Below are 13634 nucleotides of genomic sequence, written 5' to 3'. Positions count from 1 at the left end.
TACGCATTGAGCGTGGTCTTTACCGGTTAGTGTGCTGATATGGCTCAGTCGGTAGAGCGCATCCTTGGTAAGGATGAGGTCCCCAGTTCGATTCTGGGTATCAGCACCATTAAATAAGAAAGCCTCCCAATCGGGAGGCTTTTTTGTATCTGCCTTTCAGCCATCCATCGCAAATTGCAGTCCTGCAATGTCGCACCTTCTTGTTGTTGAGATATCTTCCCTTTCTATCCCGTATGCTTTCGGGGCGCCGCTTCTCTCTTAAAGGGATCCGGGCTAAGTTGTGGATTGGCAAAGACAACTACGCTTTCGAAGGGGAAAGAACATGCTGATTAGGAATGTGCGTCTGGCGGGCAGGGAAGGGATGTGGCAAATCCTCTGTCAGGGAGGCGTGATCCGGGCCATCGAGCCCATGAGCACCCCTCTGCTCGCAGCCCATGAGCTTGATGGTGAGGAGGGTCTCGCCATCGCCCCCTTTATCGAGCCTCACATTCATCTTGATACCACCCAGACGGCCGGTGAACCGAGCTGGAACCTCTCCGGCACCCTGTTCGAGGGGATCGAGCGTTGGGCCGAGCGCAAGGCGCTGCTGACCCATGAGGATGTGAAACAACGCGCCATCCAGACACTGAAATGGCAGATTGCCAACGGCATCCAGTTCGTGCGGACTCACGTGGATGTTTCCGACCCCAATCTGGTCGCCTTGAAGGCGATGCTGGAGGTGCGGGAGGAGATGAAGGAGTGGGTGGAGCTGCAGATAGTGGCCTTCCCACAGGAGGGGATCCTCTCCTACCCCAACGGCAAGGCATTGCTGGAAGAGGCTCTCAAGCTGGGGGCCGACGTGATCGGTGCCATCCCCCATTTCGAGTTTACCCGGGAGTACGGGGTCGAAAGTCTGCACTACGTCTTCGATCTTGCGGAGAAATATCAGGTTCTGGTGGATGTGCATTGCGACGAAATCGATGACGAACAGTCCCGTTTTATCGAGACACTGGCAACCCTGGCCTACGAGCGTGGTATTGGCCATAGGGTAACCGCCAGCCACACCACCGCCATGCACTCCTACAACGGAGCCTATGCGTCGCGGCTGTTCCGGCTGCTCAGGATGGCGGACATCAACTTCGTCGCCAATCCGCTGGTGAACATTCACCTGCAGGGGCGCTTCGATACCTATCCCAAGCGTCGTGGCATCACCCGGGTGAAGGAGATGCTGGAGGCGAACATCAACGTCTGCTTCGGCCACGACGACGTGTTCGATCCCTGGTATCCCATGGGCACGGCCAACATGTTGCAGGTGCTGCATATGGGGCTGCATGTCTGCCAGATCATGGGCTACGAACAGATCAACGACAGTCTCAAGCTGATCAGCAGTCACAGTGCCCGCACCCTGAACGTGCAGGATCGCTACGGCATCGAGGTGGGCAAGCCCGCCAACCTGCTGATCCTTCCTGCAGAGAATGGTTTCGATGCGGTGCGCCGCCAGGTGCCGGTACGTTATTCCATCCGTCATGGCAGAGTCATCGCCGATACTCGCCCGGCCGAGACGACCCTCCATCTTGTGAATCCAGAACGGGTAGACTTTCGCCGCTAGGGTCTTGCCGGGTCGATTAATTGCCCGGCTGTCCCCTGCTGTCGAGATTTTGCATAATGCCAACCTGACAATCTTGGAGACTGCTTGATGCAAACCTGGTTATTTGTCGCTGTCGGGGGCGCCTTCGGTGCCTGCCTGCGCTTTGGCATCGCCGAGCTGATGGCATGGCTGCTGGGACGCCACTTTCCCTATGGCACCCTGGTGGTCAACGTGGTGGGTTCCTTCATCATGGGGATAGCCTATGCCCTGATCAGCCATGGTCACGTGGTGGAACACCCGATGAAGCCATTGCTGATGGTGGGTGTCCTCGGTGCCCTGACCACCTTCTCCTCCTTTGCCCTCGATACGGTCGTGCTGGCCCAGCAAGGGGCCTATCTGAAGGCACTGCTCAATATCGGTCTCAATCTGTTCCTCTGTCTGGCCATGGTCGTGCTGGGGATGCAGTTGGTCACAAGCCGGGTTTGAGGTGTCCGCACGCCATCGGCTCTGGTAAACTGGCGGCCATTCTTTGCTCTATGGGTATTTGAGGGATGTCGGAACAGACTACTACTACGCATTTTGGCTATAAAACCGTGGCAGCGACCGAGAAGGAAACCCTGGTCGCCGGTGTCTTTCATTCGGTAGCGGCCAAGTATGATCTGATGAACGATCTGATGTCGTTCGGCATCCATCGCCTCTGGAAGCGCTTTACCATCGACTGCTCCGGTGTCCGCAAAGGACAGAAGGTGCTGGATCTGGCTGGCGGCACAGGGGATCTGACCGCCAAGTTCTCCCGCATCGTGGGTGAGACCGGCCAGGTGGTCCTGGCAGACATCAACGACTCCATGCTCAAGGTGGGCCGCGACAAGCTGCGCAACCTGGGGGTGGCCAACAACGTCTCCTACGTACAGGCCAATGCCGAGGCGCTCCCGTTCCCTGACAACCATTTCGACGTCATCACCATCGGCTTCGGCCTGCGCAACGTCACCGACAAGGACAAGGCGCTTGCCTCCATGTTCCGGGTGCTCAAGCCGGGTGGCCGCCTGCTGGTGCTGGAGTTCTCCAAGCCGGTGAGCGAAGTGATCGCCAAGCTGTATGATCTCTACTCCTTCAAATTGCTGCCGAAAATGGGCGAAATCGTCGCGAATGACAGCGAAAGTTACAAATACCTGGCGGAATCGATCCGCATGCACCCGGATCAGCAGACCCTGGCAGGCATGATGGAGAATGTCGGTTTCGAACAGGTCGAGTTTTACAACCTGACCCAGGGCGTAGTCGCCCTGCACCGCGGTTACAAGTTTTAAGGTCGCCTATGCCGATGGATGCCATGGTCACCGCGGTGATCGAAACCAGCCTCAACCAGTTGCTGGCCCTGGACAAACAGAGCCCGGAGCGGTTGCGCAAGCTGACGGGCAAGGTACTCAAACTGGAGCTGCGCGAGCTCAAGCCGCTCTGGTTTGTCTTCTCGGAGCGCCGTCTGGATGTGCTGGCCAGGTTTGAAGGGGAGGCGGATGCGGTGCTGAGCCTATCCCTGACTGCCCTCGGCCTGCTCAAGGAGCCTTCCGCCCTGACCCGCTATATCCGCGAGGAGAAGCTGGACCTGAGCGGTGACCCCCAGCTGGTGCAGGCATTCAGCGCCCTGCTTGGCGAGCTCGATATCGACTGGGAAGAGGAGCTGTCCCGCTACACCGGCGATGTGGTGGCCCACACCCTGTGCAGTGGTGCCCGTCAGGCTCGCCGTTTTGTGGGGCGAGAGTTGTGCCGTTCCCAGCGTCAAGTGGCCGAGTATTTGACCGAGGAGGCGAGGCTTGCCCCGGGTCCGCTGGAAGTGGCGAGCTTCAATGACGATGTCGAAGAGCTGGCCCAACAGATGAAGGCGATCGAGTTGCGGCTTGCCCGCCTCGAACAGCAGGTGAGCTGATGACCCCGAAGGAGTTCAAACGCCTCTATCGCATCGTCAGCATCCTGCTGGAACAGGGCATCGACGAGCTGGTGCCCGCCCGTTATCAGCCCTGGCCTGGCCGTCTGGCCCGTCGCAGTCTGTTCTGGCTCAAGAACAAGCAACAAGGCATGAGCCGTGGCGCCCGCATTCGCCTCGCCTTCGAGGCCCTGGGCCCCATCTTCATCAAGTTCGGCCAGATGCTCTCGACCCGCCGAGACCTGCTGCCCCCCGACATTGCCGAAGAGCTGGCCCTGCTGCAGGACAGGGTGCCTCCCTTCTGTGGTCAGGCCGCCCGTCGCCAGATAGAAGAGAGCCTGGGTTGCCCCGTCGAGACCCTGTTCGATGACTTCGACGAGACGCCGCTGGCATCCGCCTCCATCGCCCAGGTGCACACCGCCCGGTTGAAGGAGAACGGCCGCGAGATCGTCATCAAGGTGATCCGTCCCGATATCGAGCCGGTCATCGAGGCCGACCTGCGCCTGATGCAGGCCCTGGCCCGTCTGGTGGCCCGTTTCGTGCCCCAGAGTGGCCGACTGCGCCCCGTCGAGGTGGTGGAGGAGTATCGCAAGACCATACTCGACGAGCTCAACCTGATGCGCGAAGCGGCCAACGCCATCCAGTTGCGCCGCAACTTCACCGGCTCCGAGGCGCTCTACGTGCCCGAGGTGTTCACCGAGCACTGCCGCGAGCAGGTGCTGGTGATGGAGCGGATCTACGGCATTCCGGTCTCCGACATTGCGGCGCTGGAAGCCAACGGCACCAACATGAAGCTGCTGGCCGAGCGCGGAGTGGAAGTGTTCTTCACCCAGGTGTTCCGCGACAGCTTCTTCCACGCCGACATGCACCCGGGCAACATCTTCGTCTCTTTCGAACACCCGGAGAATCCGCTCTGGATCGGCATCGACTGCGGCATCGTTGGCACCCTCAACCGGGAAGACAAGCGCTACCTGGCGGAGAACTTCCTCGCCTTCTTCAACCGCGACTACCGCCGTGTGGCCGAGCTGCACGTAGAGTCAGGCTGGGTACCGCCCGATACCAAGGTGGACGAGTTCGAGTTCGCCATCCGCACCGTGCTGGAGCCCATCTTCGAGAAACCGCTCTCCGAGATCTCCTTCGGCCACGTGCTGCTCAATCTGTTCAACACCGCCCGTCGCTTCAACATGCAGGTGCAGCCGCAGCTGGTGCTGCTGCAAAAGACCCTGCTCTATGTGGAAGGGCTGGGTCGCCAGCTCTATCCCCAGCTGGATTTGTGGCAGACCGCCAAGCCCTATCTGGAGAACTGGATGCACGAGCAGGTCGGCCCCAAGGCGGTGTGGAATGCCATCAAGGAGAAGGCGCCGTTCTGGGCGGAGAAACTGCCGGAGCTGCCGGAGCTGGTCTATGAGACCCTGCGTCAGGCCCGCCATCAGCAGCACCACTTCGACCAGATGTTTGCCGATTTCCGTCGCCACAGTCGCCGTCAGGGGCAGGCCCGCTACCTCTTAGGGGTTGGAGCCAGCCTGCTGCTCGCGGGTGTATTCTTGCTGACCCAGAAACAACACATTGAGTGGGGACAAATCAGCCTCGCCGGCGCCGGGTTATGCTGGCTGCTGGGTTGGTTGCGAACCCGTTCCCATTAAATAACCTGCGCCATCGGGCGCCTATCCGGAGAGAAAGTCATGGGTGGTATCAGTATTTGGCAGTTGTTGATCATCGCAGTCATCGTCGTGCTGTTGTTCGGCACCAAGAAATTGCGCGGTATCGGCGGCGATCTGGGCGCGGCGGTCAAGGGGTTCAAGAAGGCGCTCTCCGATGAGCCGGCCGACACCAAACCCGAGCAGAAAGATGCCGAGTTCCCGACCAAGCAGTTGAACGAGACGGCCAGCAACGTCGAAGCCGCCAAGCAGAAAGACAAAGATCAGGCCTAAGCCATGTTCGACATCGGTTTTTGGGAGCTGGTCGTCATCGGCGTCGTCGCCCTGGTGGTGCTGGGCCCCGAGCGGTTGCCGGTCGCGATCCGCACCGCCAGCCACTGGATAAGGCTGATCCGCAGCACCGCCAACTCGGTCAAGGCCGAGCTTGAGCAGGAGCTCAAGTTGCAGGATCTGCACAACGATCTGAAGAAGGCCGAACGGTTGCAGATGAACAACCTGAGCCCCGAGCTGCAGGAGTCCATCGAGCAGTTGAAAGCGGCCGCCCAGTCGGTGAATCGTCCCTATCAGGGGGAGAACGAGATCCGCCCGCCTCGGGAGCCCGCCCAGGCTGAGCCAGCCACTCCGGTGACGGCCCCGGCGCCTGCGACCCCAGAGGTGCCACCGGTCAACAGTCAGCGAGAGAGCGAGCCTGTGCCTGCTAGCGAGTCCGCAGCCAGAGGAGAGGTGAAGCCATGAGTCAGGCAGAACAACCCCTCATCAGCCATCTGGTAGAGCTGAGAACCCGTCTGCTGCGCGCCATCTCCGCCATCCTGCTGGTGTTCATCGCGCTCATCTACTTCTCCAACAACATCTACGACTTCGTGGCCCAGCCGCTGCTCAGCCAGTTGCCGGCAGGCACCAGCATGATAGCGACGGATGTGGCGACACCCTTCATCACGCCCATCAAGCTGACCCTGGTGGTCTCCTTCTTCGTGGCGATCCCCTATCTGCTCTACCAGGCCTGGGCCTTCATCGCACCCGGTCTGTACCAGCACGAACGGCGGCTGATCCTGCCCCTGGTGGCCTCCAGCGCCGTGCTGTTCTATGCGGGGATGGCGTTCGCCTACTACGTGGTGTTCCCCCTGGTGTTCGGCTTCTTCACCAGTACCGCCCCCGCCGGGGTGACGGTGGCGACCGACATCGCCAGCTACCTGGACTTCGTGCTGACCCTGTTCTTCGCGTTCGGGGTGGCGTTCGAGATCCCGGTGGCCACCATACTGCTCTGCTGGACCGGGGTGACCACCCCCAGGAGCCTGAAGGAGAAGCGCCCCTACGTCATCGTCGGGGTCTTCGTGGTCGGTATGTTGCTGACGCCGCCCGATGTCTTCTCCCAGACCCTGCTCGCGATCCCCATGTGGGGCCTGTGGGAGATAGGTCTGTTCTTCGCCCGCTTCTACGTGAAGAAAGAGGACGAAGAGCAGCAACAAACGGAAGAGGGGAGCTGAGGCTCCCTTCCTCTTTTCATGCATCCGTTCGAGGCGTATGGTAAGGCCCCATCGAGTAGATGGTTTTCAAATGCCTGATATGCACCTCGTTTGTCCGGAACCCCTGACTCCATGATCGACATCGGTTTGAACCTGACCAGCAGCCAGTTCGCAGGCGAACAAGCCGACCTGGTGGAACGCGCGCGCGCCGCCGGGGTGGAAGCCCTGATCCTGACCGGCACCGATCTGGCCGGCAGCCGCGAAAGTGCCGCATTGGCCGCCCGCTGGCCCGGTTACTGCTTCTCCACCGCCGGGGTACATCCCCATGATGCCAAAAGCGTCGATGAGGCGACCCTGCCCGCCCTGCGCGAACTGGCGGCCCGGCCCCAGGTGGTGGCCATCGGCGAGTGCGGTCTCGACTACAACCGGGACTTCTCCCCCCGCCCGGTGCAGGATGCGGTGTTTGACGCCCAGCTGGCGCTCGCCGCCGAGCTCGGGATGCCGGTGTTTCTGCACTGCCGCGATGCCCATGACAAATTCGTCGAGATCCTGCGCCCCTGGTTGCCCCGCCTGCCGGGGGCCGTGCTGCACTGCTTCACCGGCTCCGACGCCGAGCTGGACGAGTGCCTGGCGCTGGGGCTGCATATCGGGGTGACCGGTTGGCTCTGTGACGAGCGCCGTGGCCAGCTGCTGCGCGAGCAGGTGGCCCGCATTCCGGCGGGTCGCCTGATGATAGAGACGGACGCCCCCTACCTGGTGCCGCGGGATCTGAAACCCAGGCCCAAACGCAACGAGCCCGCTTTTTTGCCGCACATCGCCCAGGTGGTGGCGGCCTGCCGTGGTGAAGCGCCCGAGGCCTTGCTGGCCCATACCCGGGCCACCTCCGCCGCATTCTTCCAACTTCCGCTTTTGGAGTGATTCATGGCCACAACTCTTCCGGGGGCCTTCCCGGGCCGTCGCCTGCGCCGGGTGCGCAAACATGACTTCAGCCGCCGCCTGGTGCGCGAGAACGTACTGACCGTCGACGATCTCATCTATCCCGTGTTCGTGCTGGAGGGGGAGGGTCAGCGAGAGGCCGTTGCCTCCATGCCGGGGGTGGACAGGCTCTCCATCGATCTGCTGCTCGAAGAGGCCGCCGAACTGGTGGCCCTGGGTGTGCCGGCGGTGGCCCTGTTCCCGGTGACGCCGCTGGAGAGAAAGAGTCTGATGGCGGAAGAGGCCTACAACCCGGATGCCCTGGCCCAGCGGGCGACCCGTGCCCTCAAGGCTCGCTTCCCGGAGCTCGGGGTCATCACCGATGTGGCGCTCGACCCCTTCACCACCCATGGCCAGGACGGCATCATCGATGACGAAGGCTATGTGCAGAACGACATCACCACCGAGATCCTGGTGAAGCAGGCGCTCTCCCATGCCGCCGCCGGGGCCGACATGGTGGCACCGTCCGACATGATGGACGGCCGCATCGGTGCCATCCGCGCGGCGCTGGAGGAGAATGGCTTCGTCAACGTGCAGATCATGGCCTACTCCGCCAAGTATGCCTCCCACTACTACGGCCCGTTCCGCGATGCGGTGGGCTCCGCCGCCAACCTCGGCAAGAGCAACAAGGCCACCTACCAGATGGACCCGGCCAACGGCAACGAAGCCCTGCACGAGGTGGCCCTCGACATCGCCGAAGGGGCGGACAGCGTGATGGTCAAGCCGGGCATGCCCTACCTGGACATCATCCGCCGGGTGAAGGATCAGTTCGGCGTGCCGACCTTCGCCTATCAGGTGAGCGGCGAGTACGCCATGCACATGGCGGCGATCCAGAATGGCTGGCTCAAGGAGAAAGAGTGCGTGATGGAATCCCTGCTCTGCTTCAAGCGGGCCGGGGCCGATGGCATCCTCACCTACTTCGCCAAGCGGGTCGCCCAGTGGTTGAAAGAGGACGCCCGACGCTGAGGCGGGGAGTGTCCATGCCCTCACAATGCCGGCCCTCGGGCCGGCATTGTCGTCTCTGGCAGATGAAGTGCTGGTTTTATGAACAAAATGCCTGAAAAAGTGGGCAACAAGCCCGTCTCTTGGCGGCAAAGGCTTGATAAATGGGGTTTCTGCCTACATCTTAGATGGTCCAAGCAGGCTTCTGGACGGCAGGGGCTGCAGAGCATTTAGAGGTACCGCAGATGACTAACCCTTTGCTGACAATGGACTCGCTGCCTCCCTTCAGCCAGATCCAGCCCGATCAGGTGCAACCTGCCGTGACGCAGGCCATCGCCGATTGCAAACAGAAGATTGAGGATGTGCTGGCCCAGAAGGAGCCTCACACCTGGGACAGCCTGATCGCCCCGCTGGAAGAGGTCAACGACCGCCTCTCCCGGATCTGGTCCCCCATCAGCCACCTCAACGCCGTGCAGAACAGCGAGGCGCTGCGGGCGGCTCACGATGCCTGCCTGCCGCTGCTGTCCGAATTCCAGACCTATGTCGGTCAGCATGAAGGGCTCTATCAAGCCTATCTGGCCCTCTCCGAGAGCGATGACTTCCCCCGGCTGGATGATGCCCAGCGCAAGGAGATCCTGAACACCCTGCGCGATTTCCGCCTCTCCGGCATCGGTCTGCCTGCCGAGGCGCAGCAGCGTTACGGCGAGATCCAGGCCCGCCTCTCGGAGCTCGCCTCCCGTTTCAGCAACAACGTGCTGGACGCGACCCAGGGCTGGCACAAGCTGGTGACCGACGAGGCCGAGCTGGCCGGTCTGCCCGCGAGCGCCCAGGCTGCCGCGCGCCAGATGGCCGAACTCAAGGGCAAGGAGGGGTGGCTGTTCACCCTGGACATCCCCTCCTACCTGCCGGTGATGATGTATGCCGACAGCCGCGCCCTGCGTGCCGAGCTGTATGAGGCCTTCACCACCCGCGCCTCCGACCAGGGCCCCAACGCTGGCAAGTGGGACAACTCCGCCATCATGACCGAGTTGCTCACCCTGCGCCGGGAGCTGGCCCGACTGCTGGGCTTTGCCAACTATGCCGAGCTCTCCCTCGCGACCAAGATGGCGGACAAGCCGGAGCAGGTGGTGGACTTCCTCACCGACCTGGCTGCCAAGTCCCTGCCCCAAGGCAAGGCGGAGCTGGAGGAGATCCGCGCCTTTGCCGCCGAGCAGCACGGTCAGGACGAACTGGCGGCCTGGGATCTTGCCTATTACGCAGAAAAGCTCAAACAGCACAAGTTTTCGGTCTCTGATGAGCAGTTGCGTCCTTATTTCCCCGCCGGTCGGGTCGTGAAGGGGCTGTTCGAGGTGGTCAAGCGGGTGTTCGGCATGAAGGTGCGCGAGCGTCTCGGCATCGACACCTGGCACCCGGATGTGCGCTTCTACGACATCTTTGACGCCGATGACGAGCTGCGCGGCAGCTTCTACCTGGATCTCTATGCCCGCGAGCACAAGCAGGGCGGCGCCTGGATGGATGTCTGCCTGGGTCGCCGCTACCGTCAGGACGGCTCCCTGCAAAAGCCGGTGGCCTACCTGACCTGCAACTTCAACGGCCCGGTGGACGGCAAGCCGGCCCTGTTTACCCACAACGAAGTGGTCACCCTGTTCCACGAGTTCGGCCACGGCATTCACCACATGCTGACCCGCATCGATGTGGCTGGCGTGGCCGGCATCAACGGCGTGGCCTGGGATGCGGTGGAGCTGCCGAGCCAGTTCCTCGAGAACTGGTGCTGGGAATCCGAGGCGCTGGCCTTCATCTCCGGCCATTACGAGACCGGGGAGCCGCTGCCTGCCGATCTGCTGGAGAAGATGCTGACCGCCCGCAACTTCCAGGCGGCGATGCAGATGCTGCGCCAGCTGGAGTTCGCCCTGTTTGACTTCCGTCTGCACCAGACCTTTGACCCGACCAGAGCGGATCAGATCCCTGCGCTGCTGGATGAGGTGCGCAGCCAGGTCGCCGTGATGACGCCTCCGGCGTTCAACCGCTTCCAGCACAGCTTCTCCCACATCTTCGCGGGCGGCTACGCGGCGGGCTACTACAGCTACAAGTGGGCCGAGGTACTCTCTGCCGACGCCTTCTCCCGCTTCGAGGAGGAGGGGATCTTCAACCCGGCCACGGGCCACTCCTTCCTGAAGAACATTCTGGAAAAGGGCGGCTCCAGGGAGCCGATGGAGCTGTTCCGTGCCTTCCGTGGCCGGGAGCCCCAGGTGGATGCGCTGCTGCGTCACAGCGGTATCGCCGCGTGAGGTCCCGCCGCCACAGTGAGCCTCGATTGGATGAGCTGCCGCGCCACTGCGGGAGCTTCAAGCAGGTACACATTTGCGGCATAGTGGGATCGAAACGTGATTTTTGATAGAAAAAGGGACCTTTTGGTCCCTTTTTCCAAGCCTTTTTAATATCTTGCGGAGTGCATGTTTGCACTGTCCCCGCCTCTTCAGTAGAGTCGGGTTCTACCTTCCAGGGAGAGAAAGAACCTTGCCATGAGGCGAGCACTCGAGTCTGTCTATCAAATCATCTCCAGCCTGTCTCATTCGAGTGGTCAGGGATATTTTGATGCCTTTGTGAGTGAAATCGCCAACGCGGTGGGGGCTGACTTCGTCTTGGTGTCCGGCAAGGATCAGGCGGGTCTGTTCTTTACCGTGCATGCCGCCTATCCCGCCTCCCTCGACATCAACTCCTACAGCTTCCCCCTCGCCGACACTCCGGGCGAGATCGCCATGCAACAGGGTGAAGCCTGGTTCAGTGATCGCACCCGCCAGCTGTTCCCCCACGCCGCCGTGCTGGAGCGCTGCGAGGTGAGAGCCTATGCCGGCGTCGCGCTCAAGAACGCCGAGGGAGAGACCATCGGCCTGTGCAGCGTCATGTTCAAGCGGGCCATGCCGAGAATGGAGAAGATAGTGGGCCTGCTGCGTCTGCTGGCCCCGCTCGCCGGTCGTGAACTGGCGCTGATGTATCAGCAGCGCCAGAGCCAGGAGCAGCCGGCGCAACCGGAACATCACCACTTCCTGGACACCATGATGTCCCATGCGCCCGTGGGCATCGGCAAGGTGGATCTGGGCGGCAAGATCCTCTGGGCGAACCCGGCCATCGAGAAGATGCTCGGCTACAGCCAGGAGGAGCTGCAACAGCTCACCGTCGCCGAAATCAACCATCCGGACGACTGGCAGACCAGCATTGCGCTCTACGACGCCCTCAAGCGGGGAGAGCGTCCCGCGTTTACCCAGGAGAAGCGTTATCTCCATCGGGATGGGACCGTCCTGTGGGGACGGGTGACGGTGACCCTCATCCGCAACGAGCAGATGCACCCCGACTATCTCATGGTGGTGCTGGAGAACATCGATCCCATCAGGCGCCATGCGGAGCAGCTCAAGCTCTCCCACCGGGTCTATGACAACCTCTCCGAAGCCATTCTGGTGTGCGATGCCGACAGTCGCATCATCTCGGTCAATCCGGCCTTCGAGAAGATCACCGGTTACAGCGAGGAGGAGGCGTGTGGCCAGCGGCCCAGCATGCTCAAGTCCGGACTGCACGATCAGACCTTCTATGCGGACATGTACCACGCCCTGGAGCGGGTGGGGATCTGGCGTGGGGAGGTGTGGAACAAGCGCAAGAACGGCAAGCTCTATCCCCAGCAGCTGATGATCAGCGCCGTGCGGGAAGGGGGCAAGATCAGTCAGTACATCGCCATCTTCAGCGATCTTTCCCAGACCAAGCTGGCGGAGCAGAAGATCGCCGCCCAGGCCAACTACGACAACCTCACCGGCCTGCCCAACCGCTGGCTGTTCGGTCGCTGTCTGGCCCGCTTCTGCGAGCGGGGGGAGCGCTTCGCCCTCATGGTGCTCGACCTCAACAACTTCAAGGCGGTCAACAACAGCATGGATCACCATGTGGGCGACGCCCTGCTGCGGGAGGTATCGGATCGGCTGGTGAGCCGGGTGCGCACCGAGGACCTGGTGGCCCGCATCGGCGGCGACGAGTTTGCCTTCCTGGTGCCCGGCATCGTCAACCGCCGTCAGGCCGAGGTGTTTGCCAAGCAGGTGATCGGCGGCTTTGCCCGTCCCTTCATGCTGGCCAACCAGCACCTCTATGTGACCGCCACCCTGGGGATCACCCTCTGTCCCAATGACGGCGGCGACAGCGACGAGCTCTTGCGCAATGCCGAGCAGGCCCTGTTCGTCGCCAAGCGCCAGGGACGCCCCCTCGGCACCTACAACGCCTCCATGCGGGAAGAGGTGAGCCAGCGCCACCAGATGCAGCACGATCTGGCGGAGGCCATCAAGCTGGGCCAGCTGACCATGGCCTACCAGCCCATCTGGGACAACCGCAGCGGCCGGGTCGCCAAGCTGGAGGCCCTGGTGCGCTGGTATCACCCCCACTGGGGTCAGGTCTCACCGGCGGATTTCATCCCGCTGGCGGAAGAGGCGGGGCTCATCCAGGGGCTGGGTGCCCTGGTGCTGTGGCAGTCTTGCCGGGATCTGGCCAGATTGCAGCAGTCCGGCTTCCCGGATCTGCAGATGTCCATCAACCGCTCCACCCTGGAGTTCCAGACCATAGACCCGGAGGCCAACGAGTGGCTCAGGGTGATCCGCCACTTCGAGCTGGATCCGGCGGACATCATCATCGAGATCACCGAATCCCTGCTGATGGAGACCAGCGATCAGCACAGGGTGCGGATCGATGCTCTGCGCGAGGCGGGCTGCAAGCTGGCCATCGACGACTTCGGCACCGGCTACTCGGCACTGAACTACCTGCGTACCTTCCCGGTGGATCTGGTGAAGATCGATCGCTCCTTCGTGCGCCATATTCCCTTCAACGAGCAGGACCGCCTGCTGCTCGACGGCATCATCAACATCGTGCACAACCTCGGCATGCAGGTGGTGATCGAAGGGGTGGAGACCCGGGAGCAGCTCAACTTCCTCTGCCAGAAGGGGTGCGCCTTCACCCAGGGGTATCTGCTCAGCCGCCCGCTGCCCTTCGACGATCTGACCGAGTACCTGAGTCTCAACCGTCAGGGAATGAACCTGGCGAATCTGACCACGGTGAGCTGACCCCCCGCTTCTGCTATCATG

General features: G+C 62.0%; 12 protein-coding genes and 1 tRNA gene. All 13 read left to right on the top strand.

The genetic code is table 11. The features are described 5' to 3' along the window. Positions 1–33: 33 nt before the first annotated feature. Positions 34–109: transfer RNA gene (locus tag ACB037_RS19805), tRNA-Thr, on the top strand. A 213-nt stretch (positions 110–322) separates the two neighbouring features. Beyond that, positions 323–1588 (top strand): cytosine deaminase, encoded by a 1266-nt coding sequence (locus tag ACB037_RS19800; protein WP_336593071.1) that lies wholly within the window; start codon positions 323–325, stop codon positions 1586–1588. 87 nt (positions 1589–1675) lie between these two features. Then, the gene (gene crcB / locus ACB037_RS19795) at positions 1676–2053 is read left to right on the top strand and encodes a fluoride efflux transporter CrcB (RefSeq protein WP_041212051.1); all 378 of its coding nucleotides are present in this window, start codon (positions 1676–1678) and stop codon (positions 2051–2053) included. Positions 2054–2118: 65 nt separating this feature from the next. Beyond that, the gene (gene ubiE / locus ACB037_RS19790; protein WP_039041078.1) at positions 2119–2871 is read left to right on the top strand and encodes a bifunctional demethylmenaquinone methyltransferase/2-methoxy-6-polyprenyl-1,4-benzoquinol methylase UbiE; all 753 of its coding nucleotides are present in this window, start codon (positions 2119–2121) and stop codon (positions 2869–2871) included. Between the two features lie 8 nt (positions 2872–2879). Further along, a complete protein-coding gene (locus ACB037_RS19785) occupies positions 2880–3488 on the top strand; it encodes an SCP2 domain-containing protein (protein ID WP_029313421.1) in 609 nt (202 codons plus the stop codon). Continuing rightward, positions 3488–5128 (top strand): ubiquinone biosynthesis regulatory protein kinase UbiB, encoded by a 1641-nt coding sequence (gene ubiB, locus ACB037_RS19780; protein WP_042017422.1) that lies wholly within the window; start codon positions 3488–3490, stop codon positions 5126–5128. The genes ACB037_RS19785 and ubiB overlap by 1 nt, the downstream gene beginning before the upstream one ends. A gap of 39 nt (positions 5129–5167) precedes the next feature. Beyond that, positions 5168–5416: a Sec-independent protein translocase subunit TatA gene (gene tatA / locus ACB037_RS19775; protein ID WP_270807476.1), complete on the top strand. Its 249-nt coding sequence runs from the start codon at positions 5168–5170 to the stop codon at positions 5414–5416. Between the two features lie 3 nt (positions 5417–5419). Beyond that, positions 5420–5878 (top strand): Sec-independent protein translocase protein TatB, encoded by a 459-nt coding sequence (gene tatB / locus ACB037_RS19770; protein WP_043155400.1) that lies wholly within the window; start codon positions 5420–5422, stop codon positions 5876–5878. Next, a complete protein-coding gene (gene tatC / locus ACB037_RS19765; RefSeq protein WP_010672360.1) occupies positions 5875–6627 on the top strand; it encodes a twin-arginine translocase subunit TatC in 753 nt (250 codons plus the stop codon). Before tatB ends, tatC begins: the two co-directional genes overlap by 4 nt. A gap of 111 nt (positions 6628–6738) precedes the next feature. Next, complete coding sequence (locus ACB037_RS19760; RefSeq protein WP_319895216.1) at positions 6739–7524, top strand: TatD family hydrolase; 786 nt, start codon at positions 6739–6741, stop codon at positions 7522–7524. Positions 7525–7527: 3 nt separating this feature from the next. Further along, a complete protein-coding gene (gene hemB / locus ACB037_RS19755; protein ID WP_039041081.1) occupies positions 7528–8547 on the top strand; it encodes a porphobilinogen synthase in 1020 nt (339 codons plus the stop codon). A gap of 221 nt (positions 8548–8768) precedes the next feature. After that, positions 8769–10811 (top strand): oligopeptidase A, encoded by a 2043-nt coding sequence (gene prlC / locus ACB037_RS19750; protein WP_045522605.1) that lies wholly within the window; start codon positions 8769–8771, stop codon positions 10809–10811. A 234-nt stretch (positions 10812–11045) separates the two neighbouring features. Then, positions 11046–13613 (top strand): bifunctional diguanylate cyclase/phosphodiesterase, encoded by a 2568-nt coding sequence (locus tag ACB037_RS19745; RefSeq protein ID WP_043155406.1) that lies wholly within the window; start codon positions 11046–11048, stop codon positions 13611–13613. The last annotated feature ends 21 nt before the right edge of the window (positions 13614–13634 follow it).

It is taken from the genome of Aeromonas sp. S19(2024), assembly GCF_041402625.1.
GTDB classification, from domain to species: Bacteria; Pseudomonadota; Gammaproteobacteria; order Enterobacterales; family Aeromonadaceae; genus Aeromonas; species Aeromonas caviae.
The sequence above is the reverse complement of the archived record's forward strand: the minus strand, read 5'-3'. Positions and strand labels throughout refer to the sequence as shown.

What these genes read in the sequence shown, in the direction of transcription:
- ACB037_RS19800 (WP_336593071.1), top strand. Translation starts at nt 323, where the DNA reads ATGCTGATTAGGAATGTGCGTCTGGCGGGCAGGGAAGGGATGTGGCAA.
- crcB (WP_041212051.1), top strand. Translation starts at nt 1,676, where the DNA reads ATGCAAACCTGGTTATTTGTCGCTGTCGGGGGCGCCTTCGGTGCCTGC.
- ubiE (WP_039041078.1), top strand. Translation starts at nt 2,119, where the DNA reads ATGTCGGAACAGACTACTACTACGCATTTTGGCTATAAAACCGTGGCA.
- ACB037_RS19785 (WP_029313421.1), top strand. Translation starts at nt 2,880, where the DNA reads ATGCCGATGGATGCCATGGTCACCGCGGTGATCGAAACCAGCCTCAAC.
- ubiB (WP_042017422.1), top strand. Translation starts at nt 3,488, where the DNA reads ATGACCCCGAAGGAGTTCAAACGCCTCTATCGCATCGTCAGCATCCTG.
- tatA (WP_270807476.1), top strand. Translation starts at nt 5,168, where the DNA reads ATGGGTGGTATCAGTATTTGGCAGTTGTTGATCATCGCAGTCATCGTC.
- tatB (WP_043155400.1), top strand. Translation starts at nt 5,420, where the DNA reads ATGTTCGACATCGGTTTTTGGGAGCTGGTCGTCATCGGCGTCGTCGCC.
- tatC (WP_010672360.1), top strand. Translation starts at nt 5,875, where the DNA reads ATGAGTCAGGCAGAACAACCCCTCATCAGCCATCTGGTAGAGCTGAGA.
- ACB037_RS19760 (WP_319895216.1), top strand. Translation starts at nt 6,739, where the DNA reads ATGATCGACATCGGTTTGAACCTGACCAGCAGCCAGTTCGCAGGCGAA.
- hemB (WP_039041081.1), top strand. Translation starts at nt 7,528, where the DNA reads ATGGCCACAACTCTTCCGGGGGCCTTCCCGGGCCGTCGCCTGCGCCGG.
- prlC (WP_045522605.1), top strand. Translation starts at nt 8,769, where the DNA reads ATGACTAACCCTTTGCTGACAATGGACTCGCTGCCTCCCTTCAGCCAG.
- ACB037_RS19745 (WP_043155406.1), top strand. Translation starts at nt 11,046, where the DNA reads ATGAGGCGAGCACTCGAGTCTGTCTATCAAATCATCTCCAGCCTGTCT.